Source organism: Streptomyces endophytica (assembly GCF_026153355.1).
GTDB lineage: Bacteria > Actinomycetota > Actinomycetes > Streptomycetales > Streptomycetaceae > Streptomyces > Streptomyces endophytica.
Map to the genome: position 1 here is coordinate 6,320,836 of NZ_CP110636.1, position 25,156 is coordinate 6,345,991.

17 protein-coding genes and 1 pseudogene are annotated in these 25,156 nt (G+C 68.1%); 16 read left to right on the top strand and 2 right to left on the bottom strand.

All coding sequences use genetic code 11. The annotated features are described in order from the left end of the window. The first annotated feature begins 535 nt into the window (after positions 1-535). The 15 genes from OJ254_RS28235 (at position 536) to OJ254_RS28305 (ending at position 21,012) form a co-directional block, all read left to right on the top strand. Positions 536-1,210, top strand: coding sequence for a hypothetical protein (locus tag OJ254_RS28235; RefSeq protein ID WP_265364628.1), 675 nt, complete (start codon positions 536-538; stop codon positions 1,208-1,210). A gap of 492 nt (positions 1,211-1,702) precedes the next feature. After that, positions 1,703-2,029 (top strand): pilin, encoded by a 327-nt coding sequence (locus OJ254_RS28240; protein WP_265365344.1) that lies wholly within the window; start codon positions 1,703-1,705, stop codon positions 2,027-2,029. A 317-nt stretch (positions 2,030-2,346) separates the two neighbouring features. Further along, complete coding sequence (locus tag OJ254_RS28245; protein WP_265364629.1) at positions 2,347-2,700, top strand: hypothetical protein; 354 nt, start codon at positions 2,347-2,349, stop codon at positions 2,698-2,700. A 5-nt stretch (positions 2,701-2,705) separates the two neighbouring features. Next, complete coding sequence (locus tag OJ254_RS31930) at positions 2,706-3,965, top strand: TrbL/VirB6 family protein (RefSeq protein WP_481005607.1); 1,260 nt, start codon at positions 2,706-2,708, stop codon at positions 3,963-3,965. Beyond that, the gene (locus OJ254_RS28255; RefSeq protein ID WP_265364631.1) at positions 3,962-4,915 is read left to right on the top strand and encodes a PrgI family protein; all 954 of its coding nucleotides are present in this window, start codon (positions 3,962-3,964) and stop codon (positions 4,913-4,915) included. Before OJ254_RS31930 ends, OJ254_RS28255 begins: the two co-directional genes overlap by 4 nt. Further along, complete coding sequence (locus OJ254_RS28260) at positions 4,912-6,768, top strand: VirB4 family type IV secretion system protein (protein ID WP_265364632.1); 1,857 nt, start codon at positions 4,912-4,914, stop codon at positions 6,766-6,768. The genes OJ254_RS28255 and OJ254_RS28260 overlap by 4 nt, the downstream gene beginning before the upstream one ends. A gap of 20 nt (positions 6,769-6,788) precedes the next feature. Then, entirely contained in the window at positions 6,789-9,170 is a 2,382-nt protein-coding gene (locus OJ254_RS28265; RefSeq protein ID WP_265364633.1) for a helicase HerA domain-containing protein, read from the top strand. A gap of 46 nt (positions 9,171-9,216) precedes the next feature. Further along, complete coding sequence (locus OJ254_RS28270; RefSeq protein ID WP_265364634.1) at positions 9,217-10,209, top strand: replication-relaxation family protein; 993 nt, start codon at positions 9,217-9,219, stop codon at positions 10,207-10,209. Further along, the gene (locus tag OJ254_RS28275) at positions 10,206-11,144 is read left to right on the top strand and encodes a C40 family peptidase (RefSeq protein WP_265364635.1); all 939 of its coding nucleotides are present in this window, start codon (positions 10,206-10,208) and stop codon (positions 11,142-11,144) included. The genes OJ254_RS28270 and OJ254_RS28275 overlap by 4 nt, the downstream gene beginning before the upstream one ends. Next, on the top strand, positions 11,138-11,998 hold the full coding sequence (locus OJ254_RS28280) for an extensin (protein ID WP_265364636.1): 861 nt from the start codon (positions 11,138-11,140) through the stop codon (positions 11,996-11,998). The genes OJ254_RS28275 and OJ254_RS28280 overlap by 7 nt, the downstream gene beginning before the upstream one ends. Positions 11,999-12,369: 371 nt before the next feature. Further along, complete coding sequence (locus OJ254_RS28285; protein ID WP_265364637.1) at positions 12,370-13,206, top strand: helix-turn-helix domain-containing protein; 837 nt, start codon at positions 12,370-12,372, stop codon at positions 13,204-13,206. 617 nt (positions 13,207-13,823) lie between these two features. Continuing rightward, positions 13,824-14,039, top strand: a complete 216-nt coding sequence (locus tag OJ254_RS31815; protein WP_423835978.1) for a transposase — start codon at positions 13,824-13,826, stop codon at positions 14,037-14,039. 338 nt (positions 14,040-14,377) lie between these two features. Then, positions 14,378-17,632, top strand: coding sequence for a CHAT domain-containing protein (locus OJ254_RS28295; protein WP_265364638.1), 3,255 nt, complete (start codon positions 14,378-14,380; stop codon positions 17,630-17,632). Then, on the top strand, positions 17,629-20,283 hold the full coding sequence (locus OJ254_RS28300) for a CHAT domain-containing protein (protein WP_265364639.1): 2,655 nt from the start codon (positions 17,629-17,631) through the stop codon (positions 20,281-20,283). Before OJ254_RS28295 ends, OJ254_RS28300 begins: the two co-directional genes overlap by 4 nt. A 12-nt stretch (positions 20,284-20,295) precedes the next feature. After that, positions 20,296-21,012 (top strand): hypothetical protein, encoded by a 717-nt coding sequence (locus OJ254_RS28305; RefSeq protein WP_265364640.1) that lies wholly within the window; start codon positions 20,296-20,298, stop codon positions 21,010-21,012. Positions 21,013-21,227: 215 nt separating this feature from the next. On the opposite strand, the gene OJ254_RS28310 is transcribed toward OJ254_RS28305, so the two are convergent. Continuing rightward, the gene (locus OJ254_RS28310; protein ID WP_265364641.1) at positions 21,228-22,436 is read right to left on the bottom strand and encodes an IS701 family transposase; all 1,209 of its coding nucleotides are present in this window, start codon (positions 22,434-22,436) and stop codon (positions 21,228-21,230) included. Positions 22,437-22,595: 159 nt separating this feature from the next. Between OJ254_RS28310 and OJ254_RS28315 the strand changes: the two are divergent. Further along, positions 22,596-22,742, top strand: a pseudogene (locus tag OJ254_RS28315) (IS5/IS1182 family transposase); the annotation flags it as partial. 505 nt (positions 22,743-23,247) lie between these two features. Here the strand turns inward: OJ254_RS28315 and OJ254_RS28320 are convergent. Next, positions 23,248-25,068, bottom strand: coding sequence for a VWA domain-containing protein (locus OJ254_RS28320; protein WP_265364642.1), 1,821 nt, complete (start codon positions 25,066-25,068; stop codon positions 23,248-23,250). Positions 25,069-25,156: the final 88 nt, after the last annotated feature.

Consider the following 25,156-nt stretch of genomic DNA (forward strand, 5'->3'; position numbering starts at 1 on the left):
TGGACGAGTGGCGCCCGGGAGCGGGTCCAAACCGTCTGGTGCTGACGTGAAGTAATAGGGACGCGTGCGGGCGATTCTGACGTCGCCAAGAGAGGCGTTCGAAGCGGGAGTCCACCAGCAGGGGTGTCGCCCATGACGGGAGCTCGGGGAGGGTAACTCTCCGGTTTGTCCAGGTCAGGCGATTGGTGGCCCAGTGGCGAGCCACCTGCGAGCCAGTGCCGAGCCACCCCGGAAGTGCGCGGTGGCTTCAGTGAGGACGGGTCGAAAATTCTTTGTGTTCGATTCTGGCGGTACTCCTACGGGAGCAGTGCTGGTCACCGCAGGCAGACCGGGGGTTGGTCGTCGCACATACTGAGCCAGTGGTTCGGTTGGCGCATGTGGCTGGTCCGCGACTGGTCCGTTCGTGGCGCGAGGCGGTGAGAGGGCTTGCGGCGAAGGTTGTTCGCCACTCCCGCAAGGAGATGCACATGCGCCACACCCCCGCTCCGCCAGCCACCGTTTCGCTTGTGCGCGTCCGCTCGCCTCGCCGCTGCAGGTGCTGGAGGAGTCCTTCCTCGCCCTGGCCACTGCACCCCAACCGCTCACGCTGCCCGCGCACCTGATCTGTGAGGAGCCTGAGGAGGACGTGCTGCCGGTCGACCAGGTCCGTACTCGGCTCGCTCACGCTGCCACCTCCACGGCGCTGCGCGAGCGGACCTGGGGGGAGGTGATCCGCCGCGCTCAGCGCCTGGGCGAGCCCTGGGACACCGTGGCCGTCGCAATGACCGTTCCGGTTCTGCGCCGGATGCTGGCCCGTCTTGCCTACCCGGCCCACCTGGAGCGCGCTGAAGTCGAGCAGGAGGCTCTCGCCGCCGTCGCCAGTGCTCTGCCATCTGTGGACGCCAACGCGGTGGACGCCGCCAGGGAGTTGTTCGCGGCCGCCGACCGGGCCGTCCACCGGCTGGCGTATGCCGCGCGCCGCCGCGCCGAACGCGAGACCGGTCAGGACGCTGCTCACCTCGGCCGCCTCGCTGGTCCTTCCCATCGCGCGGATCGCGCCGGCTGTCACGTCGCCGGTCATGGAGCCGAGGTTGGCGAGGAGAGAGACGAGTACGCGGTACTGGCCCGCGCCGTGCGGGCCCGCGTCGTAGACCTCGCCGAGGCGCAGTTGATCGCTCGGACGCGGCTGGGAGGCGAGTCGATGGAGTGTCTGGCCGTCGAGCGCGGGTGAGTGTGCGTCAGCTGTACCGTCGGCGTGCTGCCGCCGAGCAGCAGTTGGCCGTCCACATCTGTCACCAGATGCGTGAGCAGTAGGGCCAGTGCCGTAGATCGCCAACTTCCGCCGTGGATGTCAATTTCCTGGTCGTAAGTCTCTATTAGGGGTACGCGGCACCCGGGTGCGCACCACGCGCCTGGGTGCCGATGCCCTGGCCCAGGGCGCGCGGTTTGCTCCCAGGCCACCGCGTGTGGGGTGGACGCACCGTCTCGTGCTGACACCCGAGCACCGTGTTCCCGTTGCCGCTCCTGAAGGAGGTCGGCCCCGGGCATCGGATCCGTGTTCACCCCACACCGCGCACTGCTTTGCCGATGTGGCCCACCGAGCCGCCTCGGTCCCTTGCGTTCGTCTCTGCCCACATGTGCTGGGCCTACTGGAGGTGCGTCCGTCATGCTCGCAAGACTTCGTCGGTCGCACCGATGGCAGATCTGGCTGGTAGGCCGTTGGATGGTACGGCTCCTCGTCGTCACTGCATTCGTCTGCTGCGTCCTGCTGGTAAGCCCACCGCGGGTATGGGCGGTCGCAGACATCCCGACCGTGATCAAGAACCTGCGGAACTGGATCGTCGGCCTTCTCTCCGGCCTCGCCACGTTGTTTCTCACCTTCGGCGGGCTGCGCTACCTGATGGCCGGGGGTGACCCGGGCGAGGTCGAGGGCGCAAAGCGGGCCCTGAAAGCCGCGGCCATCGGCTACGGCCTGGCGATCCTCGCCCCGGTCCTGGTCACGGTGCTGCAGAGCATCGTCGGAGCGGGTACCGATGGCGGTGGGAAGTGAACCCTGGCAGGCGCCTCGCACGCGCCGCTCTACTCCTCGTCGTGGCCGCCTTCGTTGTGTTTCCGATGTCGGTCTCACCCGCCTACGCGTACGCGGCGCCCCATGCACCCGCCGCTCCGGATCCGCCACGGCCCGAGCCACGTCCTGCGCCCGGCCCCTCCGCCCCGCAGCGGCAGACGACGGGTTCGCCCAGGCCGGATCCTGTCCCTGGGCCAACGCCCGCACCGGGACGGCCATCCTCAAAGCCTTCTCCGAAGCCTTCGCGCCCAGCGTCCCCGGAGCCGGCGCCAGGTCCGACGCCGCCGGCGTGTGAAGCGATGGGGAAGAAGTGCGTCAAAGACACCTCCTCGGGCTGGGATGCACTCACCGACTTCCCCGGGATGATCGTGGACGCGATCACCTCGTTCCTCGGCCTCCTGATCGAGCAGGTGATGAAGCCGGTCCGCGAGTTCCTCGCCGACACGCTGCTGGCGACGCCAGACGTCACGAAGCACGCCGACGTCAAACGGCTGTGGGCAGCCATGCTGAAGATCACCTTCGGTGTCTATGTGCTGTTCGTGACTGCGGGTGGCGTCACGGTCATGGGCTACGAGACTGTCCAGACCCGCTATGCCCTCAAGCAGATCCTGCCGCGGCTGCTGTTGGGGTGGTCGCGGCCACCACTTCCCTGACCATGATGGGCAAGGCGATCGGCCTGTCCAACGCCCTCGCCCACGCGATCATGGCCACGGATATGGCCGACGCAGGGCAAGGCATGGTCGAACGCGTCCTGCCGTTCGCGCTGTTCGGCGTCGCCGGTCTGAAGCTCTACCTGATCCTGCTGGCCATCTTGATGGTTGCGCTGGTCCTCGCGGTCCTGATCGGCTTCATGGTGCGCGTCGCGGTCCTGGCGCTGCTGGCTGTCTCGGCACCCCTCGCCCTGGCGTGTCATGCCCATCCGCTGAGTGACCCGGTGGCCCGGCTGTGGTGGCGTGCCCTGGGCGGGTGCCTGGTCATCCAGGTCGCGCAGTCGATCACGTTCATCCTCGCCATCAAGCTCTTCTTCGCTCCTGGAGCGACGACGCTGGGAATCCCGAAGTCCGACCAGCTGGGCACGATGCTCGCCGGTCTCGGCCTGTTCTGGGTGCTGTTCAAGATTCCCGGCTGGGCATTGCAAGTGGTCTTGCGCGGGACTCCCGTCCACCAGCCGCAGGCGCCTGCCACAGTGCGAATGCTGCGTCATCTCGCGTTGTACCGGCTCATGGACCAGTACCTGCCCGGGATCGGAATGTTGCGCCGCCGCCCTGGCGGCGGCCGTGGCGGCGGAGGCGGCGGCGCGTGGGGGCTCGGTCCGCGTCGTGGTGGACCGGGGGGTGGGGGTGGCCGCCCGGGACGCGGTGGTGGCCCGCCTGGCGGGCCAGGAGCTGGTCGTGGCGGGGGCAGGCGTGATCGAACTCCGGGCGCCCGTGGCCGAGCCAGCCTGCCTCACGCCGAAGGACGATTGGCCGAGCATCGTCCGGCGCCCACAGCCCCTGAGACCGGTCCAACGCCCCAACCCGGCGCCATGGGTCTGGTGGCCCCATCAGCTGGTGGCCCTCAACGTCGCGGCATTCGGCCCCGCTCATCTGGAGGCTCGCCGCCTCGACGTCATGGACCGAAGGGCACCCTCCTCGCTCCTGCAGCGAAGGGTTCCCGCATGATCCGTCCCGCCCAAGCCCGCAGTAGCCGGCAACTCGCCTCACACAGTCGCGCTGATCAGGCAGCTGCCCAGCCCGGGCTGCCGACCCGCGCCTTGCTTCCCCCACCGCCTTCCGGACTTGGACCCGCCCCGGCATCGGCGTCGGCATCGCGTGCGCGCCAGATGGCGCTACGCATCCCCGCCGAGTGTGCACGGCCGCACCCGCCCCGCCCTGTGCAGCTGCGGCTCCCCCTCGAACCGCCCCGGAGGAACCCGTGAATGGTCCCGACGACCCTGCAGACGCTCCGTACGCCACACGCATCCCCGTCGACATCTCCCGCCCCGACCGCCTCTTGGGCCCTTTCACCGCCCGGCAGACCGTCATCCTCACTGCGGCAGCCGGAACCCTCTACGGCGGTTGGTGGATGACGCGCCCCTTCATGGCACCCCTCACCTATGCGGCGCTGGTGATTCCCGTCGCCGGGGCGGTGATGGCGCTTGCGCTCGGCCAGAGGGAAGGCATCGGCCTGGACCGCTTCCTGGCAGCCGCCCTCGCCCATACCCGCGCTTCCAAACGCCGGGTCGATGCTCCCGAAGGCGTCCCTCCCTTGCCCGCCGCCGTCCCCTCTCGGTGGGTGAAGGCCGCAGGGCCGGCTCCGGCCGCCGTGCGCATGCCGTACAAGGGCGTCACCGCGGACGGAGTGCTCGACCTCGGTTCTGACGGCCGTGCTGCCATGGCGACGTGTTCCACGGTCAACTTCGAGCTGCGCTCGGTCTCCGAACAGCAGGGCTTGACCTCTGCCTTCGCTCGCTGGCTGAACTCGCTGACCGGCCCTACGCAGCTGCTGGTGCGGTGCCATCGCATCAGTCTGAACGGCCTCGTCGGTGCGCTCCAGTACAACGCCGCTGCTCTGCCGCACCCGGCGCTGGAACAGGCTGCCCGCGCCCACGCCGACTTTCTCGCCGACCTCGCCGCCGGCGACAACCTGCTCGGCCGGCAAATCCTGCTGGTGGCTCGCGAGCAATCGCCGCTCCACGGCAGCAGGCGGCTCGGTACGGGCGACGGTCGGGTATTGCAGCGCATCGACGAGGCCACCCGCGCCCTGGCATCGGCCGAGATCACCGTCACTCCCCTGGACGCCGCCCAGACCGCCCGCACGCTCACCGCAGCATGCAACCCCGACACACCCACCCACCCCGCCAGCGGATCGGAAGGTCACCACGCATGACCCATCTGCTTCCCGGACGCCGTCGCCCCCACCCCTCCTCAGACACGGCCATCGACAGCGCGACGCTGCTCGACGCTGCCGGGCCCGAGTCGATCGAGGTCCACGCCCGCGCGCTGGCGATCGGTGCCCATCTGGCCACCACCCTGGTCGTCACCGGCTACCCGGCCGAAGTCACACCCGGCTGGCTCTCCCCGCTTCTGAACTTTCCCGGGCATCTCGACATCGCCCTCCACATCGAGCCTGTGCCCAACCCCGTGGCTGCTGAAGGACTCAAGAAGCAACGCGCCCGCCTGGAATCCGGCCGGCGGGCACGCTACGACAAAGGCAACCTGGACGACCCGGACACCGAGGCCGCTGCCGCGGATGCTGCGGAACTCGCCTATCGCATCGCCCGCGGCGAGGGAAAGCTCTTCCACGTTGCCCTCTACCTGACCGTCCACGCCGCGGACGAGGAGTCGCTCGCCGAGCAGGCCGCAGCCGTCCGCGCGATCGCCGAGTCCCTCCTGATGTCGGTGGCGCCTACCACCTACCGGGCCCTGCCTGGCTGGCTTGCAAGCCTTCCGCTCGGCATCGACACCCTCAAGACCCGCCGCACTTTCGACACTGCTGCGCTCGCCGCGTGCTTCCCCTTCATCAGCCCTGACCTGCCTGCTGCCACCGGCACGGACGGCGAGGCCGCGGGAGTCTTGTACGGGCTCAACGCCGTATCCGGCGCACCGGTGCTGTGGGACCGCTTCGCCCAGGACAACTACAACTCCATCACCCTGGCCCGCTCCGGCGCCGGCAAGTCCTACCTCGCCAAACTCGAACTCCTCAGGCTTCTGTTCACGAGCGTCACGGCCTCCGTGATCGACCCGGAGGACGAGTACGTACGCCTCGCCGAGACCGTTGGCGGCACCGTCATCGCGCTCGGCGCAGACGGCGTGCGCCTCAATCCGTTCGACCTCCCGGCAGGGGCAGAACCCGAGCAGGATCTCCTGACCCGTCGTGTGCTGTTCCTGCACACCTTCCTCGCCGTACTGCTGGGAACGGACCTGGCTGCGGCCGAGAAGGCGGTGCTCGACCGGGCGATCCTCGCCACCTACGCGCGTTCCGGGATCACCGCGGATGCTCGTACGTGGACCCGCACACCGCCCACGCTCGCCGACCTGGCCACCGTCCTGACCGACGACGGCGACCAGACCGCGACCGACCTCGCCGACCGGCTAGCCCCGTACACCACCGGCTCTCATGCTGGCCTGTTCAACGGCCCCAGCACAGCAACCACTTCCAGTCACCTGGTGGTCTATGCACTGCGCCAGCTGCCGGAAGAGGTCAAGGCCCCGGCGATGTTGCTCGCCTTGGACGCGATCTGGCGGCAGGTCGCTCATCGTGCTCAGCAGGGCCGCCACCTGGTCGTGGTCGATGAGGCGTGGCTGCTGATGCGCGAGGAGGCGGGGGCCCGCTTCCTGTTCCGCATGGCCAAGGTCGACCGCAAGTACTGGACGGGCCTGGCCCTGATCACCCAGGACGCCGACGACGTGCTCGCCTCACCGCTCGGGCGGGCGATCGTCTCGAACGCCGCCACGCAGATCCTGCTGCGTCAGGCACCACAGGCCATCGAGACGATCAGCGACAGCTTCCATCTCTGCCAGGGTGAGCGGGAATTCCTGCTCTCCGCCTCTCGTGGTGAGGCCCTGCTGCTGACCGGCGACCGCCGACACAAGGTCGCCCTGATCAGCGTGGCAGCCCCCGGCGAACACGACGTGATCACCACCGACCCCGGGGAACTCGCCGCCCAGCTTCTCGACCGCGACCTCGATTCCGACGACTCGTACACCGGAGAGTCCCTCGACGACGAGGGCTGGGCATGATCAGGGCACACCCACTCTCCATGCCTACACAGCCAAGCGGTCCCGCACTCGACTTCCTGATCGACCCCAACGGCTTCTGGACGGATGTCAGCAGCGGTACCGTCAACTGGCTCGGGACCCAGGCGCCGCTTCTCGCCCCCTATGCCGCCGCCATCGCGGCCGGCGGCTACCTGCTGCGCCGCCACCTGCGTCACCGGAGGCAGCGCCGTATCGTCGAGGGCGCTCGCTGCATCGAGATCCTCGCCCCGCCCCACGTCGCCCCCAAAGGCGGCGAAGTCCTCTGGGCCCAGCTGTCCGGTCTGCTCCGTCCATGGTGGCGCCGCCTCACCAGCGGCCAGCCTCACCTCTCCTTCGAGTACACCTGGTCCCACACCGGACTGCGCATCCGCCTATGGGTCCCGGGCGCCGTCCCCCTGGGGCTCGCGCGCCGCGCGGTGGAGGCCGCCTGGCCCGGCGCCCACACCCGCGTCACCGACCCCGTCCCCCTCCTCCCACACAGGCACACCATCACCGCTGGACGCCTGCGCCCGGCACGGCCCGACAACCTGCCCCTGCGCACTGACCACCCCACCGACCCGCTGCGCGCGCTGCTCCAAGCCGCCACCGGCATGGCCGAGCACGAGGCGGCCTGCGTACAGATCCTGGCCCGGCCGGCCACCGGCCGGGCCGTGCGCCGCGCCCACCGCCAGGCCCGCCGCCTCAAAGCAGGGCACACCCCAGCTCGCCTGCCCGCCCTGGCTGCCCTGCTCCTCCACCGCCCTCAGCCCTCCACCACCAGCAAACAGGACCCCGAACACGGAGCCGCCGTAAGGCAGTCGGCGCAGAAACTCTCCGGGCCGCAGTGGCAGTGCGCCCTCACGTACGCCGCCGCCTGCGCCACTGGCCAGGAACGCGCCGATGACGTAGCGCGCGGCCGGGCGCACGCCCTGGCTTCGGCGTTCGGTCTGTTCGCCGAACGCAACTACCTCGCCCGAACCCGCATCGCCCACCCAGAGCCATGTCTGAGCACGCGGCATTTCCCCTCCCGTGCCGCGCTGCTCTGCGTACCGGAACTGGCCGCCCTCGCCCACCTCCCCTTCGACGCCGACGCGCCGGGCGTACGGCGGGCCGGTGCCCGTTCCGTCCTGCCGCCTCCGCAGATTCCCGAACCCACCACCGGCGGTGGCGTCAAACCCCTGGGTCGCTCGGATACGGGTGCTCGCCGTGGCGTTGGGCTCGCGGTTGCCGACGCCCGCCACCACCTCCACGTCATGGGCGCGACGGGATCGGGCAAGTCCACCCTTATCGCCAACCTCGCCCTCGACGACGTACGCAATCACCGCGGCGTGATCGTCATCGATCCCAAGGGCGATCTGGTTACCGATCTCCTGGACCGCCTCCCCGATACATGCGCGGATCGCCTCGTCCTCATCGACCCCGACGACCCCCACACGCCCCCGTGCCTGAACGTGCTGGATGGCACGGACATCGACGTCGTCGTCGACAACATCACCGGCATCTTCCGCCGGATCTTCACGGCCTTCTGGGGGCCCCGCACCGACGACGTCATGCGTGCCGCCTGCCTGACCCTCCTCAAGCACCGCCAGCGCACCGGTCAACTGGTCACCCTTGCCGACATCCCCCGCCTGCTCGGCGAAAGCGCCTATCGGCTCCGCATCATCCCCGCCCTCAAAGACCCCGTTCTCCGCGGTTTCTGGGCCTGGTACGAGTCGATGTCCGAGCCGTCCCGGGCGGCGGTGGTCGGGCCGGTGATGAACAAGCTCCGCGCCTTCCTGCTGCGCAACTTCGCCCACCGCGCCATCGCCGCCGGCCCCTCCACCTTCGACCTCACCCAGGTCCTCGACGGCGGGATCCTGCTCGCTCGCCTGCCCAAAGGTGCCCTCGGCGAGGAGACCGCCCGTCTGCTGGGCTCCTTCATCGTCGCCGGAACCTGGCAGGCCGCAGCCGCCCGCGCCCGCTCACCCGAACACCAGCGGATCGACGCCACCCTCAGCATCGACGAGGCCCACAACTTCCTCACCCTGCCCTACCCGCTGGAGGACATGCTCGCCGAGGCCCGCGGCTACCGCCTGTCCATGCTCCTGGCCCACCAGCACCTCGCCCAGCTCCCCCGCGACCTGCGCGAAGGCATCTCCGCCAACGCCCGCAACAAGGTCTTCTTCAGCGCCTCCCCCGAAGACTCCAACGCCCTGGAACGCCACACCCTCCCGGCACTGGCCGCCCACGACCTCGCCCACCTCGGCCCCTACCAGGCCGCCGCCCATCTCCTGACCAGCGGCGCAGAGTCCGCCGCGTTCACCCTCACCACCCGCCCCCTGCCACCACCCGTCCCCGGCCGCGCCAAAGACCTGCGGACAGCGGCGGCCGGGCGCACCGGCCCCTGTTCCCCCACCCGCCCATAAGCCGATAGCCCTGAGCCGACCCGAACTCCCTTGGTGGTGACCTGCCATGCCTGCACTTCCACGGCCGGCCTCCGGCCCCGGCTCCCGCTACACCGCCCGCGCCGCCACCACGCGCACCCGCCACCCCACCCCACGGCACATGGACGTAGCGGCCCTCACCCGCCGCCTCACCCACCGCGACCTGTGGTTGGTCCGCATGCTCCACGAACACCGAGTACTGACCACACACCAGATCGCCCGCCTCGCCTACACCTCACTGCGCTCCGCCCAGCGCCGCCTGCGCACCCTCCACCAGCACACGGTGCTTGACTCGTTCCGGCCGCTCACCCAAACCGGCTCGGCCCCCGAGCACTACACCCTCGGCCCCGCCGGAGCCGCCCTCCTCGCCGCCCACGGCGGCCTGGACATCTCCGCACTCGGCTGGCGGCCCACCCACACCGGCCGCATCGCCTACTCCCCCTCCCTCGGCCACGACCTGGGCGTCAACGACCTCCTCACCCACCTCGCCGCCTACGCACACACCACCCCGAACGCCGGCCTGCCCCTCTGGCTCTCCGAACGCTCCGCAGCCCGCCGCTGGAGCGACATCATCCGCCCCGACGCCTACGCCCACTGGCGCGACGGCGACCACCTGCTGCCCTTCTTCCTCGAATACGACACCGGCAGCCAGACCCTCTCGCGCGTCGAAGCCAAACTCGCCGGCTACGCCGCCTTCACCACCGCCACCAGCACCCGCCCCGCCCTGCTCATCCACACCCGCACGCAGTCCCGCGACCAGGCACTACGCCGCCACCTCGCCGCCACTGCACACGACCTGAACCTGAAAGTAGCTACCTCCTCCGCGGACTTCACCACCACCAACCCCTGGGGCCCCTGGTGGGCACCGCTCCAACCCGGCAGCCACCGCACCACCCTCACCCACCTCGCCACCCAATGGCCCAACCTCAGCCCCGCCTCCGGCCTGGAACCAACCGACGCCGACACCGCACTCACCCTCCCCGTGCCACCAGTGCCGCCCGCCCCGGACACCGCCCCATGAGTTCCCTCCTCACAAAAGCAGTCGCCGGCATCGGCTGCGCGGTCATCGCCCTACCGGTCCTCGCCGCCCTCGTCATCGCCGCACCACTCAGCAACATGACCTCCGCCAGCAACACCTCGGCCACCCCGAGCAAACACGCCCGCACCGACATCCCAGCGCGCCTACTCGCCCTCTACCAGCGCGCCGCCCTGGAATGCCCTGGCCTGTCCTGGACCACCCTCGCCGCAATCGGCAAAGTCGAGACCGACCACGCCCGCCACCCCACCATGGTCTCCGCCGCCGGGGCCGTGGGACCGATGCAATTCTTGCCTTCCACGTTCAACGCCTACGCCCACCCCATCCCGCCCGGAGGGAAGAGACCGCCCACCCCCTGGGACGCGGTCGACGCCGTATACGCCGCGGCGAGACTGCTGTGCGCCAACGGCGCCAGGAACAGCAAGAACCTCCGAGCCGCGATCTACGCGTACAACCACTCCCATGCCTACGTGAACGAGGTCCTCAAGATCTCGCATTCGTACGCAGCCGCCACCCTCACCCCAACTGGCCCCGCAGCCAAGGCAGTCGCCTTCGCCCGCTCCCAGCTCCGCACCCCGTACGTCTGGGGTGGCGACGGCCCCTCCGAGGGCGGTTTCGACTGCTCCGGCCTCACGAAAGCGGCCTACCACGCCGCAGGCATCACCATCCCCCGCGTCGCCCAGGCCCAGTACGACGCCGATCCCCACCTCCCGAAAGGCACCCCCTTCGCCCCGGGCGACCTGCTGTTCTTCGGCCCCAGCCCCCGGCACATCACCCACGTCGCCCTCTACACCGGCGCCGGCAAAGCCATCGACGCCCCACACCCCGGAGCAGTCGTCCGCCAAGCCCCGGCACACACGGCCGCCGCCGACTTCCAGGGAGCCACACGCCCCGCAGCACGAGCAGGCGGCGCATGGTGAAGCAGATCCAAGCCTGCGAAGCCGTCGAGCTGCTGCGCAACATGACCCGGGTCCTGTGCGTCGTCGGGATCCTGGCGCTCGTCTTCACCACAGTCAACGTCACCCGCTTCGCCATCAGCCGACACGTCCCCCTCCCCATCGCCGTCCTCCTCGACCCCATGCTCGGCATCGCCCTCGCCGGGGTCCTCTACGTAGACGCCCGCCTCGCTTCCTGGGGCATCCGCCCACCGGCCTGGTCCACCACACTCCGCTGGAGTGCCGGCTCCACCGCCGCCCTCATGAACACCTGGGAGAGCCTGTGGCCCGACGGACAGATCGGCTGGCCCAACCAAGCCGATCCGGCAGCCGTCCTGCTCCACCTCACCCCCGCCCTCCTCCTCATCGCGCTCACCGAAACCATCGCCGCCTACCGCCGGACCGTCACCGACCTCCTGAACCAGATCGGCATCTCCAGGTCCACCGATCCGACCGATCCACACACCGCTCTGGCATCCCGATCGGCCTCGGCGGCAAGCAACCAACTGCACACGGCCTCACTCACGACCAACCCCTCAGATCAGGCCCCGATCGGAATCCACGTCCCGGACGTGCCCGACGTCCAACCCGACGCGCCCAACAGCGCACCACCCGGCCGATCGTCCCTTCCCAGCCCGCCAGCACCCCCTACCGGGGCCGCAAACCCCGATGTCTGGCCGCACGCCATCGCCGTAGACGAAGCCGCTCGCGTCGCCACCGGCAAGCCGGCGAGCATCTGGCGGCTACGTACCGATCTGCACATCGGCCCCAAACGCGCTCGCCAGATCCACCACGATCTCCAAGCCCGCTCCCCCGACCCATCACACCCAATCGGATGAACCGCCCCCGCCCGCTCCCGCCAGCTCCGCCGCCGCGCCCAGCAGGAAGACCCACGACGCCCGCCGTACGCCGATCGACACCGCTCACCGCTCACCGCTCCGCACCGATCGGCCCCGGCCCTCGCGCCACCACTCTGACCAGCATCGATCCCACGCCATCCCATCGCTTGACTTCCTACCGCGGTTCGAGCGTCCATGGTCGCGGCCGACGGGACCACGGACCGCATCACGCGAACCGCTCCCGCCACAGCCACGTTCGCCCGGACACACGCGATGCGCACGCGCCTGGCGAACACCCACGGGCCGCACACCGGGCCCGCCCCCGGCCGGGGACCTCAACCACCCACACCACCAGGGAATCGAGGACCCTCATGTCCGACACCACACCCGACAGCACATCGACGCAGCACCCCGCACCCCAACCGCTGACCGGACTGACCGAAGCACAAGCCGCCATCTACACCCAACTGGTCGCACTCACCGAACCGACCACGGTCATCGAACTCGCCCTCGCCGCAGGCGTCGGCAAGTCCACCGCCGGAAGGGCACTGCCCATGCTGGAAGAACGTGGCCTGGCCGTACGCTCCCCGGGCGGGCACGACGGCCCCCGGCGCAAGCCCGACCTCTGGTACACCGCCGCTATGGCCAACGAGGCCATCAGCACGCCGTCGAACGACGAAGCCCCCGCGCTAGCCCAGCCAGAGCCCTGCACGGACGACACCACCGGCCCCACCAGCAGCTCCACTGAAGCAAACGACAACTCCCAGGAAGAGCCCACGCCGGGCGCCACTTCTTCCGACACCGACAGCATGGACACCTGCGCCGAAGAGGACGCCAACGCGCCACAGAGCGACCCGTCTCAGGACACCGAGCACAACGACAGCGACGGCACCAGCCAAAACGGTACGCACAGTGAGGAGGACAGCAGCAACGCTTCCGCGCCGCGGGAGAACCCCGAGCCGCCGACCGCACCGGCACCGCCCGCACCCAATGCAGAGGGGCGACTCGCGCCAGGAGCTCTCCGGCAGATGGTCATCGACCACCTCCAGGCACACCCCGACGAGGCATTCACCGCCACCCGGATCAGCCGCATCATCGAGAGGTCTTCCGGCGCCATCGCCAACGCGCTCGACAAGCTGGTCAGTCAGGGAATCGCCGAGCAGGTGAACGACCAGCCACGCACGTTCCGGCTCACCGACCCGGCGTGAACGACACCAAGTAGCCCCTCGCACCCATGCCAGGCGCACCCCACACATGAGGTGGGGTGCGCCTGGTCTCGATCTCCCCGTTATTGGTTAACCGTGCCCACCGGTCGTTCCATTCAGCTCAGGCGACGGGGGTGGTGCACTTGGCCCTGCACGGCGGCGACGACGAGTGGACCGGCAGCCCTTTCTCATCAGCCCGATCTCGATCGCCAGGACGCCCAAGGACTCCTCCGGGGCCGACCGCGCACCGGCGCTTCACCGAGTGGTCCGCCGCCCGAGTTTGGGCGAAACTACATCGGCTGGTCCTTGCCGAACTGGGCTCGCGCGGTGATCTGGACTGGTCGCGCTGCGCGATCGACTCAGTGAACATGCGAGCTCTGAAGAGGGAGACCGACAGGTCCGAATCCTGTCAACCGGAGCAAGAAAGGCTCAAAGATCCACTTGATCACCGAGCGAACCGGTTTACCCCTGTCCATCGGTATCTCCGGCGCCAACCTCCAGCCAGGCCCTGAAGCTTCTCGTATTCGGGATCCCACCCATCCGCTCCCGCCGCGGCCCACGCAGACGACGCCCCGCCAAACTGCACGCGGAAAAGACTACGACTACGACGACCTGCGCCGATGGCTCCGCAAGCGCGGCATCCGGCACCGAATCGCCCGCAAGGGCATCGAGTCCTCCACCCGACTGGGCCGGACCGCTGGACCATCGAGCGCGCTATGTCATGGCTCGCCGGCTGCCGCCGCCTCCACCGCCGCTACGAACGCAAAGCCGAGCACTTCCTAGCGTTCACCGCCATCGCCTGCAGCCCGATCTGCTACCACAGACTTACCAAGTGAGACGATCCCTTATCCGCGATCGTTTGGTCGCCGAAGCGATCAGGGATTGGCGGCAGCAGTCATCGCACTGCACAAGTGACCCGGGTGCCTGTTCGCCGGGCTAGGCCTGCACTGAGGGGTTTTGAAGTCCATATTGGCGGCACAAAGTCGTCGTCGCTCAGCTGACAAGTGGCGCCGCCAGCACTTCATCCGAGGTCTACGCCAACTTTGCGCTTCGAGCAAAGCGCTTACTTGGAGCAACTAAGCGAATGCTAAGAGTGCTTGATGTGCCCCTGCCCTTCTCAGCATGCGTCATGCCGGGCGCAGCTCTAGTGTGGAATTCACCCAGGAGGTTCTGGATGCCTGAGCAACAGACCCCACGGGTCGTCGAGGACTTCCGTGCCGCTTTGCACTCCATGAAGGACCTAAATGCGTGGCTGGAGTGCCACGACGAGGGCCTCGACGAGCTGTGTGTGTGGGCCCGAAACAACGATTCGGAGCTGCTGAGGGAACTGCCGCGGCAGCCTGAGGTTCGCGTGACTTTTCAGCGTCGGGCCGAGGACGCCTGGAGAAACACCCTAAGCAGCAGCCGCGTTTCATTCTGGATTGCTGAGGAACTGCTGTGTGGCGGCGGCCTGCCGCCTAGCAAGTCGAGGTGGGTAAAAGGAATCCTGGGCAAGGGCAGTGGAGTTCGGCGCCTCGCGGTATACAGCGATCTCACCGACATGCTCCGCCCGATTTATGGCACCGGACGCGCCAGGAGGGGAATCCAGCGCGGCGGCTGGGTGTATCTTCTGGCCGATGCCGGGAGGTCGGCGTTCGACCTGGAAAGGCCAGAAGTGGCCGTTCCGCTCTACGACGAAGCGTGGGAAGCCCGGCAGGCCTTGCGGCCTGGAACGCCGGCCACGGCCAAGGCTATCGCGCGCATCGCCATCCGGTACGCGATGGCCATCGGCTACCTATCGGACAGTGATGCGACTATCGGTTTCTTCGATATCGCCCTGGACCGGTTTCAAGAAAGCCGGAGTCTCCTCCTTTCGCACGTGCCCAACCCGGAACTAGCCTCCGAGTTTCTAGAGATCGCCATCGGCACCGACGAGGTTTGGCGAAACCGCCGGAAGAGGCGGCACGTTGGACTTTTGACGTCCGCCGAACACCGACTTCAGGCATTTCACGTCGCGGAGGGAGACCTGTGGGCGACCACGGGCCGAGCGTCGTCCGCGGTGAGGCCGGGCGACTACGACTACGCCTCTCTGCCGAAGGATAAGCGACCCAAGGCCGCACGCTACCTACTGAACACCACCGGTGCCGCGGAGGACGCAGGAGACTTCGATGTGGCCCTTACCTGCGCCCGGAAGGCCCTCACCCTCAGCGAGCGGTCGCCTGACCGGCTGAAGTCCCGCCTGGCGCTCATCCGGCTCGAGCGTGACCGGACAGCCATGATCGCTAGTTACGAACAACTACTGCGTGATCTTGTGTTCGGCGACGAGAACAGTCCGGCACAGCACAGCGCCACCATCCGCAAGCAGTTGTCAGACGCCGCTGGCGAAATGAGCAAGGTCCTCGCGCGTCTGGAACGCCCCACCGCGTCGTGGTTCTGGTCTCGGCTCTCCAAGGACCTCAGGAGCCGCTTCCCCAGGGAAGCGCCGAGCGCAGGCCGGGGAGACCGCGACTCGAATACGCCCCCTGCCCTTGATATCGCGGAAGCGGAATCATCCAGACCGGTACGGGCTACCGGCCGCGCTGGCCCTTCATCACCGGCTCCGTCCCACCGGGCAGACGAGGGCTGGGAACAGAGACTGGCCGACCGGGTGCACACCGAACACACTCACGGGCTGGTATTGACGCTCCTCGGCCTGGCCAATCGCCATCCCCAAGAAGTCCCCCCGACATCATCTCTTCTCGAGCGGCTCGCCGTAGCGGACCGGTGGCGACCGGCACGCCGCGGGACGCGTGCCAGCCGACTGCCGGTCGATCAATGCCGGTCGGGAACCGACGTGGTGCGCGTCTGCACGGAGATCGCAGATGAGTTCGCACAGGGCTACGCCCCGCTGTACCGCCCCGAGTTGCTGATCCGACTCCTTGAGAACGGCGGACTCGCCCAGGAACAGCGCCACGCTGTGGCCGAGGAGACTTACCAGGCCGGGCTCGAAGCCGGGCGGCCTCGGGAATCGATCAAGGCACTGTTGGAACTCATCAGGCTCCGTCATCAACGTGGCCGCCCTGACGCAGCCAGGAAGATCAACGATTTGGCGGCAGTGGCGTGCGACCTCATACAGGGTTCCCTAGAAAGGGCTCACGGGACGGCCGACTTGATCGACATTGCCCAGAGCCTGACAGCGGTCTCCAACCAGCTTGCCGGCCTGCTGGCTCTCCAGGGACATGAGGAGTGGGCCTTCAAGGCCGCACATGCACCGATCGGCGCCCTAAGCCGGGCGTTCGTGGATAGCCCGGACCTGATCCAGGAATACGAACTGGCGGAGCAGCGTCAGCACCGCGGTACACCGGATGCCAGTCAGCAACTGTTCGCCATGATGCTGGATCGGTTGAGGACAGGCGGTGAGTCTCACCGTTCCAAGGCCTCTCCGAAGCTTGCCGACGTAGCCGCTCCGTTCGGTTCTCCTGTCACCATCGTTCAACTGCTGCGCTCGCCGCAGTACGGCGCCTGGGCGCTCGGTGCCGACCTGACCAACGGCGACTGCCAGTACTGGTCTTGCCGTATTGAAGTTACCCCGCCCTTGTTGAACGTCCTGCGGGAAGCAATCGAGACTTGGACAGGCAGCCAGCATGGTCAAGATTATTTGCTGGAGGACCTGAGACGCCTTCACGCCACAGTCGTGCATCCGTGGATTGGACGAATCACCGAAGGCGCCGCCGTTGTTTTCATCCCTCACCGGGCCTTCTCAGGGCTCCCGCTCCATGCAGCCCTGGGCCCGGATGGACACCTGGTCGAGCAACATCGGGTGGGGTACCTGCCGAATTTCGAATCGCCGCCCTCCGGCGCGAGTATACCTCAAACCGCATTCATCGGCGGATGGGACAATTCCATCAAGGCGGTCGACGAGGCGCGAGTGCTGACCCCTCAGGTAGAGGACGAGTTTGGTTTCGACGTAGTAAGCCCTCACCAGGCAGCAGACGCTCGCGAATGCCTGCTGGGCCACACCGCCGAATGGGGAATCGTGCACATCGTTGCACATGGCGAATTCTATCGATGGCCGTTGTCCTCCACCTCCAAGCTCCGCCTTCTGGATGGAGTCACCGTGAGTGCGAGTGAATGGCTGCACTCAGGGTGTGGGGCATCTCTGATCTTCCTCAACGCCTGCACCGTCGGGCGGCAGGCACCGCACGCAGGGGATCTCAACGGGTTCCCACTCGCCCTGCGCGTTCGCGGAGCCGTCGCGGAAGTCTCCTGCCTGACACCGGTTACTGCGTCCGCAGCCTATGAATTCGCCGTCACCTTCTACAGTAAATTTGTGAGCCATGACACCCTGACCGCCTACCAGTCCGCCTGCCAGGAAGCCATCTCACAGGAGAAGCCGCCGAGAAACTGGATTCCTTACCTACATGTTGGGTTCCCGGTCTCCTTGAACACACCGCGGGGGATTCCAGCATGATTGCGGCCACGAAGAATAATGCGGAGAATAGTCAGGTCCTGGAATTGGTGGCTGATTCCCTGGCCGAGTTGCGGGTGGTGGCGGGACACTGTGGCACCGCCTCCTTGGGCCGCATGCTGCAGTTGACCCACTGGTGGCTGCACCCCGATGGCCGGCTCCTAGTGATCCCCGAGCCGGGCCTGGCACGAAGGGATCTCTTCCCGCTTCGGGGCCGCCATGCTCCGTGCCCCGGTGGCGTTCGCCTTCGGGCTGAGTATCGGCACCGGGACGGCCCGTACGCCGGGATCACGGGAGAGGTACTGCTCAACCCAGACGGCACTGGGGCTCGCGAACTCGATGCTCAGTACCGCGTTACCGCCGCATCAGGCACGATCGAGGTGGCGCTCCGGCAGCGCCTGGTGCCAGCAACTCACCAAACCTCCGGACGGAGATTCAGCGACGCAACCGACAGCCTCAACCTCCCCGCTCTCTATCGGGTTTGGATGGCGGGACAGGCGGCTGGGCATTCGTTTGGACCCGTGGAAGGTGAGGTGGTGACGCTGCCGGCTGTCGCCGATGCGCCTTGGCCGGTCGAGCTCCTGATCTCCACGAACGACCTCGCCTCCCTTGGCGCTCTCTCGTGGATCGTCTCTGCCCCCGGCCTGTCCCGGACAGACACAGGGGAACTGAGGATGTTCCTGCAGAACGGCCTGCTGCACTGTCAGAGCACCGCCCCGGAAGGTGCTCCCAGCATCTGCTGGAACGCGCCAATGCCGATTCCGGCGACCAACGCGGAGGCGCTGCTCCGCTGCACGGGAGCCACAGTGCACGGCCGTATCGCAGCCACCGGCCGACTGTTCGGCCATGAGGCCGCCTACGAGGCGCGCGTAGAGGGAGAGGCGATCGCTTCCGGCCCGCCCGATCCCGCTGACTTTGAACGATGGTGGCGGGAGCGCACGGTCGCTGCCGACCAGCCGTCCGCCGCCGAGACAGCACTACTTGAGGCGCCCGGAGCGTCCGCCCCGCCTGGGGCTCCATCTGTCCCAAACGAGGCCCAGCCGTGGCGCACACTGCGGGACCAAGGATTCGACCTCACCCTGGCAGGGCGGCACCTGCAGGCGGTCACGGTATTGCGACAGGCGCTCGCGGGATGCCAGGCCGAGCGGCACCATGCCACCGGACACCCCGCAGACTCTCTGCTCATCGACGAGGTCAACATCCTCACCAGACTGCTGCACTGCCACCGCTCAAGCGACGAGCTCGCCCCGGTACTGGAGACACTGCACGCTGCTGTCACAGTCCGCCGTGAACTCGCCCGGCGGCACCACCTCGCCCAAGTGATCCGGGAGCAAGCACACGGTGCGATGACCGCGCTCACCGACGTGTTGGAAGACTGGCGACTCCGGCTCGACACCGAAGTCGCCCGCATAGACCTACTCACCCATGCGGACGACTTCTTCGTCTCGCTCACCGAGTCAATCGCGGACCTCGGCCTGGATCGCACCGCACTGGCCGCCGCCGAACGGGGCAGGGGCCGGGTCTTTCTCGACGTGCAGGCCGCCCGCCGCAACAACGCGCACGAACTCGGAGCCGTGGAGGCGCTGAGCGCAGAAGAACTACTCGCCCAGATCCACATGAGCGACGCAACGGTGCTGGAGTACGCCGTGGGGTCCAACACCTCCCGCGCCTGGCTGGTCACCCCCGACGGGCAGCTCGACTCCGTGCGCCTACCGTCCGGCGCCTTGACCCTGCTGCCTCTCGTGGAACGCGCCCGCACGCTGCTGGAATCGGCACGACCCGACCAAGCCCAGATGAGCACCGTCCTGACCAGACTCCATACACTCCTCATCGCACCCCTGCCCCACAACTGGCTCCCCACAACCAGCCCCGCACCGAACCCGCCACCGCTAATCGTCATACCGCACCGCATGCTCTTCCACATCCCATTCGCCGCCCTCCGCGACGCGGAAACCGGCCAGTACCTCCTCGACCGCTGCGCTCTCTCCTACGCGCCCTCCATCGGCACACTGCGGTACGCCCGGGCGCGGCCGCGGCCGATACAGCGGCGGCTGGCTTGCTTCGTGGATCCGTCCCCCATGCCCGGCGGCCTACCGTCTCTGTCCGAGCTCCGCGCCAACTTGCATGCCATCACCGGCCACTATCTGCCCGATGCCCGGACCGAGCGGACCGGCCGAGGAGCAACCCTGGCGCGATTGCGGGACGACGCCTCCCAGCACGATGTGCTCCTGCTCGGCACGCATGCGCAGGCAGACGACGACCACGCCGACCATTCCTTCATCGCCCTGGCTCCGGACCAGACCTCAGGGCACGACGGGGTGGTCCGGCCGGGAGACCTCCAGCAGCTCGATTGCCGAGCGGAACTGGTCATCCTGATGGCCTGCCAGAGCGCCGGCGGACGTGTCACGGGTGACGGAGTCCAGGGGCTCGCCCGTTCCGTACTGCTCTCAGGTGCGGCATCACTGCTGGCCAGCCAGTGGAGCATCCCGCAGGAGCTAAGTCTGGATCTGGTGTACCGCTTTCACGAGCAGTGGCTGGCAAACGGCACAAGTAAGGCGGAAGCCCTGCGACGGGGACAGGCCGAGATCGCAACGCTCTATCCGGACCAGCCACAGCATTGGGCGGGCTTCCAGTTGACGGGGGCGTGGAGATGAGGGAGAACCGGGATGGATGCTCAAGAATTCCGCGATGATGAGGCGTTCGAACCAGTGGCGACCAAAGAACTGATCCTCACAGAGGAAACACTGCGCGGAGACGACGCCCCCAGACGGACCCTGGTGGAAGGCACAGTGAGGTACGGCGCACCGCGGATCGCTTACTTGCCGCCGTCCAACAGCACCGACCAGGAAACGGAAGTACACCTGCTGCCGAACCCGCAACGGTGGAAGATGTATCTCGCAGCCTTCCCCTACACCTTCGAATGGCCGGATACAGGGCGTACCTTCCACCGGGCTGATGTTAAGTTCGAGTCCCTAGAACCCAGCATTACTGCATACAGCCTGGTGCCCCTCGACGAATCGTCGCCGGTGGAATCGACCCGCAGCTACACGGTCACCCCGCAGTTCCAGTTCATGAATATGGGCGTCGGCTTGGGAGGTATCGCGCGGCAGGTGGTATTCACCAAACTCCAGCCTGTGATAACCGCCTACGGGCTCGGTACCAACGCCTTCTCCTGGCGATACTCCAGCCCTCCGGGCGGCAGCCTGCGTGACGGTTCTCGACTCTCTGCCGCCGTGCTGCAGGTGCCGCTGACCGTACAGCGGTTCACGCTGACAGCACGGACCAGCTTCACCGTCTCCCGGCGGCGCTATGGCAGATGGTTGGACGGTGACGGCGACAGCGACCTGTACTCCTTCGACATTGACCTCCACTCCGCTGAGTGAGCTCCTCAGGCCGTCTGAGCAGCAGTGGGTCCGCGCTTGGGGCTTGCTCAGGTGAGTAGCAGGGCTCGCTCTCCACGGATTGCCCCGACTCCTTCTAGTAGTGCTTTGTTAGGTGGTGTCGTAGGGCTGCCATGGGGTGGGTTGGTGGCAGGTGGGGCAGGTGCCGGTCCAGGTGGCCAGCAGGTGTTGGAGGAGGTCCAGGGCCTGGTAGAGAGTCAGGCCCTGGCAGGGACTTTTGGGCTCCTCCGCTGTTCGGTCAGGAACAGGTGGGCGGCGGTGACGAGGGTGACGTGCCGGTGCCAGCCGGCAAAGGATCGGCCTTCGAAGTGGTCCAGGCCCAGTGCGGTCTTCATCTCGCGGTAGTCGTGTTCGATGCGCCAGCGGGACTTTGCCAGGCGGACGAGGTCTTTGGCAGGAAGGTCGGTGGGAAGGTTCGAGATCCAGTACTTCACCGGCTCGTCTTCGCCGTCGGGCCACTGGGCGATCAGCCAGGCCAGGGGGATCGTGCCGTCGGAGGCCGGCTTGGGCCGCCGTCCCGCCAGGCGGACCCGCACCAGCACGAAGTGCGAGCTCACCGCGGCTTTGGAGCCCTTGCGCCAGACCACGGTCCGGCCCTGGGGGCGGCCTGCGGCCAGGACGTGTTCGCGTAAGGAGACCGGGCGGGTGCGGTAGCGAGGCAGCGGCCTGGGACCAAGTCCGCCGTAGGGGGGCTGATGTGGTTCGGCATCCTTGGGGTAGGCGATCATCTCGCCTTTCACCTGAAGGACGTAGCCAAGCCCACGGTCTTCCAGACCACGGCGGAAGTCGGCGTTGGCGCCGTATCCGGCATCTGCCGCCAGTGCGGCAGGCCGCAGACCGATGCCGGCCAGCTCGTCGAGCATCTCCAGCGCGAGCCGCCACTTGGGACGATGGTGTTCGCTGGCGGGGATGCGGCAGCTGTTCCTGCGGGCCACCGCATCGGGTCCATCCCATGAGAGGGGCAGGAACAGCCTCCACGACAGGGGGCACGAGGCCGTATCGAAGGCGGCGTGGAGACTGACCCCGATCTGGCTGTTGCCGACCTTCCCCAAGGTGCCGCAGTACTGCCGGGCCACCCCTGGTGAGGCCGTTCCGTCCTTGGGAAAGCCGGTGTCGTCCACCACCCACACCTCAGGCCGCACCACGGCAACCGCCCGCCATGCCAGACGGGCCCGCACCTGATCGACCGGCCAGGTCGAGGACGTCATGAACTGCTGCAACTGCTGGTGATCGATCCCCAGACGCCCGGCCATCGGCTGCATCGACTTCCGCCGCCCGTCCAGCAACAGACCCCGCAGATACAACCCGCCCTTGGCCCGCTGATCACGCCGCACCAACGGCGCGAACACCTCCCCAGCGAACTCCTCCAACCGCTGACGACACCCGGCAAGCTCCCCAGCCCTCATACAGCCAGCGAACTACCGAACACCAACCGCGACAAGACCAGCTAACAAAGCACTACTAGAACCTGGCCGACACCCAAAGTGGTCGACGAGAGCGCGCCCCGTGATCGCGTCTCTGGTGATACCTCAAAGGGGATCAACCCAGCCCCCAGCGCCATGTCAGCAAACGAAACAGGCCTGCCAGAGCTTGCCTCCAAACCCGGGGTCCTCCACGACAGCGAAGGACTGAAGCCGATGGTCGCCGGTCACCAAACGAGACACGACCCCCACCGCGGCAGGTATTTCAAACCCCAACGCTTGCATGCGGACACATGACAAGACAGCCACCTGTCCTGTGGGGACCACGCAGTACTCCAACCTCGGTCGGGACCGATCCTGCCTGCAGGCGGGCTATGGGCCACCCCTCGCCCAGTCGCCCGGCTCGGGTTGGCCTGGTGGACCGCGTGCTTGGGGGCCCGCCCCTCACATGGGTTCGTCACGGACCGACGCACATCGGCGCCACGCGAACCGCCTCCGCGTTCACCGCTGCACACGAGGACGGCCGGTGGATCTTCTTGCACCGCCTGAACGGAAACGAACACCGTACTGTCCGCCTCGCTACGCAAAAACTGAAGCAGCGTACATAGGTGCAAGCACCCGATGCATAGGCAGGCCCGGTAGCCGGCGGAGCCACGCACTGAGCCGATTGGAGCGCATCGCCGGACGTAGCGCCTCTCCTTCGAGAAGCCCTCACACGCACTGTTCCGGATGGGGCCATGCTGGGCGGAGGCGAGTGAGGGCCGCCCCCGGCGTTGGCCAGGGACGCCCCCTGAGGTCAGGCGTTGGCTTTGCCCAGGGCTGAGGCGGCAGCCTGGCCGATCGCCGCATCGGCTTGGGCCGGGTCGGTCAGTTCAAGCAGAGTGGCGCCGGGGAGTGGTTGAGGGTCGGGTGCGAAGGCGAGCCACAGCACGGCGCACCCCGCTTGCCGTAGGGCAGTGATGCGTTCGGCGGCGCGGTCGGCCTCGTGAGGCGCGTACAGGCCATCGGAGGCAACGACCAGCAGGCGGCCGGCTCCTGGCTGTGCGAGGCCGAGGCCGGCTGAGAGGGCGTCGATGGCTTCGGCGAGGCTGTGCCCCAGGCCCCTCGCGCTGAACTGTGTGACGTGCCTTGGGGCACGCCCTGGCGAGGTGATCGCGGTGATGGCGTGGTCGTAGGCGACGGTTGCGCAGCGTGAGTCGGGGTCGGTGAGGGCGGCGGCCTTGGCGACGATCCAGGCGGCCGAGGCGATCGGGCTGGTCGCCGCGTCCATTGAGCCGGAGACATCTACCGCGATTCCGACGCGGAGCGGTGGCGTGGGGCTGGGTCGGTGCACGGTGTGCGTCCAGGGGGTTGCGGTCGGGGTGACGCCTGCGGCTCGTTGTGCGTCCCGGGCCAGGGCCTGTCGCATGTTGAGGCGTCCGGGCGGGGCGGCCGAGGCGGTGGTGATGGCGGTGCGTTCCCGGTAGGCGGCCGCCCGCAGTGCTCGCGCCAGTTGCCCGGCGGCGGCCTTCTCGCCCGAGGTCGGGAGCCGGGTGCCGGTCACCGGCGACCGTCGGCGACTGTTCGCCGGTTTGCCAGGGGTGTACGGGCGTCCTCCCGGGGCGAAGACCTTCTCGGCGATCTTCGCGGCTTGCCGCGCATGCTGGGCCTGGGTGGCCTTGGCCTGGGCGCGGGCGGTGCGGGCGGCCGCAACCTGCGCTTCGGCAGCGGCCTGCGCGGCCTCGTTCGCCCGTACGTGGCCGATGACCTTGCCGATCGCCTCGGCCAGTTCGCCCTTGCGTCCGCTTGCCGGATCCGGGACTGGTTCCGGTGCCTCGGGTTCTGTGCCGAGGGCCTGGCACCAGGCTCGGGCGTGTTCCATCATCGTCTTCTCGTCCTCGTCGCCGGTGTGGTGGGCAGCGGTCCAGATCCCGGTGAGGGTTTGGAGCAGGTCGGGGCCGAGGATGCCGGTGACGGTGGTCTCCAAAGTTTCGGTCTCGTCCGGGTCCAGGACTCCGGCGTCCCGGCGGGCGAGGATCAGCCCGGCCGCGTAAGCCGCCTGCCACCGGTCGGTGGGGGTCTGGCTGGTGAAGTCGTCCAGGACCAGGGTGCGGATGGTGGCTCGCAGGTAGCGTCGGTCGCCGGGGCGGCGACGGAGGTGGGCGTGTTCGGCGCGGGATTCCTCCAGGACTTGCCCCGCCTTGTCCAGGGCGGTACCGAGCAGTGGGGCCGGGGTGTTCCAGCGGCTGTGGGCGGCGTGGGCGGCCTCGTGGACGAAGGCGCCCCAGGCCACCGGGTAGCGGTCCTCGTCGCCGTGGCGGGCCGGGTGAATGGTTGCGGGATTCAGCGGGGCAAAGAGGGCTGCGTCGATCTCAAGGTCGGCCGAGGTGGGGTAGAACGCCGCCGGGGCACCGGAGCGCGTTCCGTGCTGGCAGGTGACGATCACGTCGTGGCGCCCGGTGAGTTCGGGGAGGCGCTGGCTCAGGGCGGCGCCGATGCGCAGCCAGTGGTCGCTTTGTGCGGAGGGGCGCGGTTCGGGGATAAGTCCGCCATCGTCCTCCCAGCGGTGGGCCTCCCGCTCAGCTTCGGTCAGGGCGGGTGGTACAGGCTGGACGTGGTGGTGCAACTGTGCAGACATGGCAGGTCGTTCCCTTCGTACGGGGAGGGTGGCGTGGGGTGGGGTCGAGGTGGCCCTGAGGGGTGGGCCTGTGGGGCCCGGCGCGGCG

What these genes read in the sequence shown, in the direction of transcription:
- OJ254_RS28300 (WP_265364639.1), top strand. Translation starts at nt 17,629, where the DNA reads ATGATTGCGGCCACGAAGAATAATGCGGAGAATAGTCAGGTCCTGGAA.
- OJ254_RS28245 (WP_265364629.1), top strand. Translation starts at nt 2,347, where the DNA reads ATGGGGAAGAAGTGCGTCAAAGACACCTCCTCGGGCTGGGATGCACTC.
- OJ254_RS28270 (WP_265364634.1), top strand. Translation starts at nt 9,217, where the DNA reads ATGCCTGCACTTCCACGGCCGGCCTCCGGCCCCGGCTCCCGCTACACC.
- OJ254_RS31815 (WP_423835978.1), top strand. Translation starts at nt 13,824, where the DNA reads ATGGCTCCGCAAGCGCGGCATCCGGCACCGAATCGCCCGCAAGGGCAT.
- OJ254_RS28260 (WP_265364632.1), top strand. Translation starts at nt 4,912, where the DNA reads ATGACCCATCTGCTTCCCGGACGCCGTCGCCCCCACCCCTCCTCAGAC.
- OJ254_RS28320 (WP_265364642.1), bottom strand. Translation starts at nt 25,068, where the DNA reads ATGTCTGCACAGTTGCACCACCACGTCCAGCCTGTACCACCCGCCCTG.
- OJ254_RS28275 (WP_265364635.1), top strand. Translation starts at nt 10,206, where the DNA reads ATGAGTTCCCTCCTCACAAAAGCAGTCGCCGGCATCGGCTGCGCGGTC.
- OJ254_RS28305 (WP_265364640.1), top strand. Translation starts at nt 20,296, where the DNA reads ATGGATGCTCAAGAATTCCGCGATGATGAGGCGTTCGAACCAGTGGCG.
- OJ254_RS31930 (WP_481005607.1), top strand. Translation starts at nt 2,706, where the DNA reads ATGGGCAAGGCGATCGGCCTGTCCAACGCCCTCGCCCACGCGATCATG.
- OJ254_RS28265 (WP_265364633.1), top strand. Translation starts at nt 6,789, where the DNA reads ATGCCTACACAGCCAAGCGGTCCCGCACTCGACTTCCTGATCGACCCC.
- OJ254_RS28280 (WP_265364636.1), top strand. Translation starts at nt 11,138, where the DNA reads ATGGTGAAGCAGATCCAAGCCTGCGAAGCCGTCGAGCTGCTGCGCAAC.
- OJ254_RS28240 (WP_265365344.1), top strand. Translation starts at nt 1,703, where the DNA reads ATGGTACGGCTCCTCGTCGTCACTGCATTCGTCTGCTGCGTCCTGCTG.
- OJ254_RS28310 (WP_265364641.1), bottom strand. Translation starts at nt 22,436, where the DNA reads ATGAGGGCTGGGGAGCTTGCCGGGTGTCGTCAGCGGTTGGAGGAGTTC.
- OJ254_RS28285 (WP_265364637.1), top strand. Translation starts at nt 12,370, where the DNA reads ATGTCCGACACCACACCCGACAGCACATCGACGCAGCACCCCGCACCC.
- OJ254_RS28295 (WP_265364638.1), top strand. Translation starts at nt 14,378, where the DNA reads ATGCCTGAGCAACAGACCCCACGGGTCGTCGAGGACTTCCGTGCCGCT.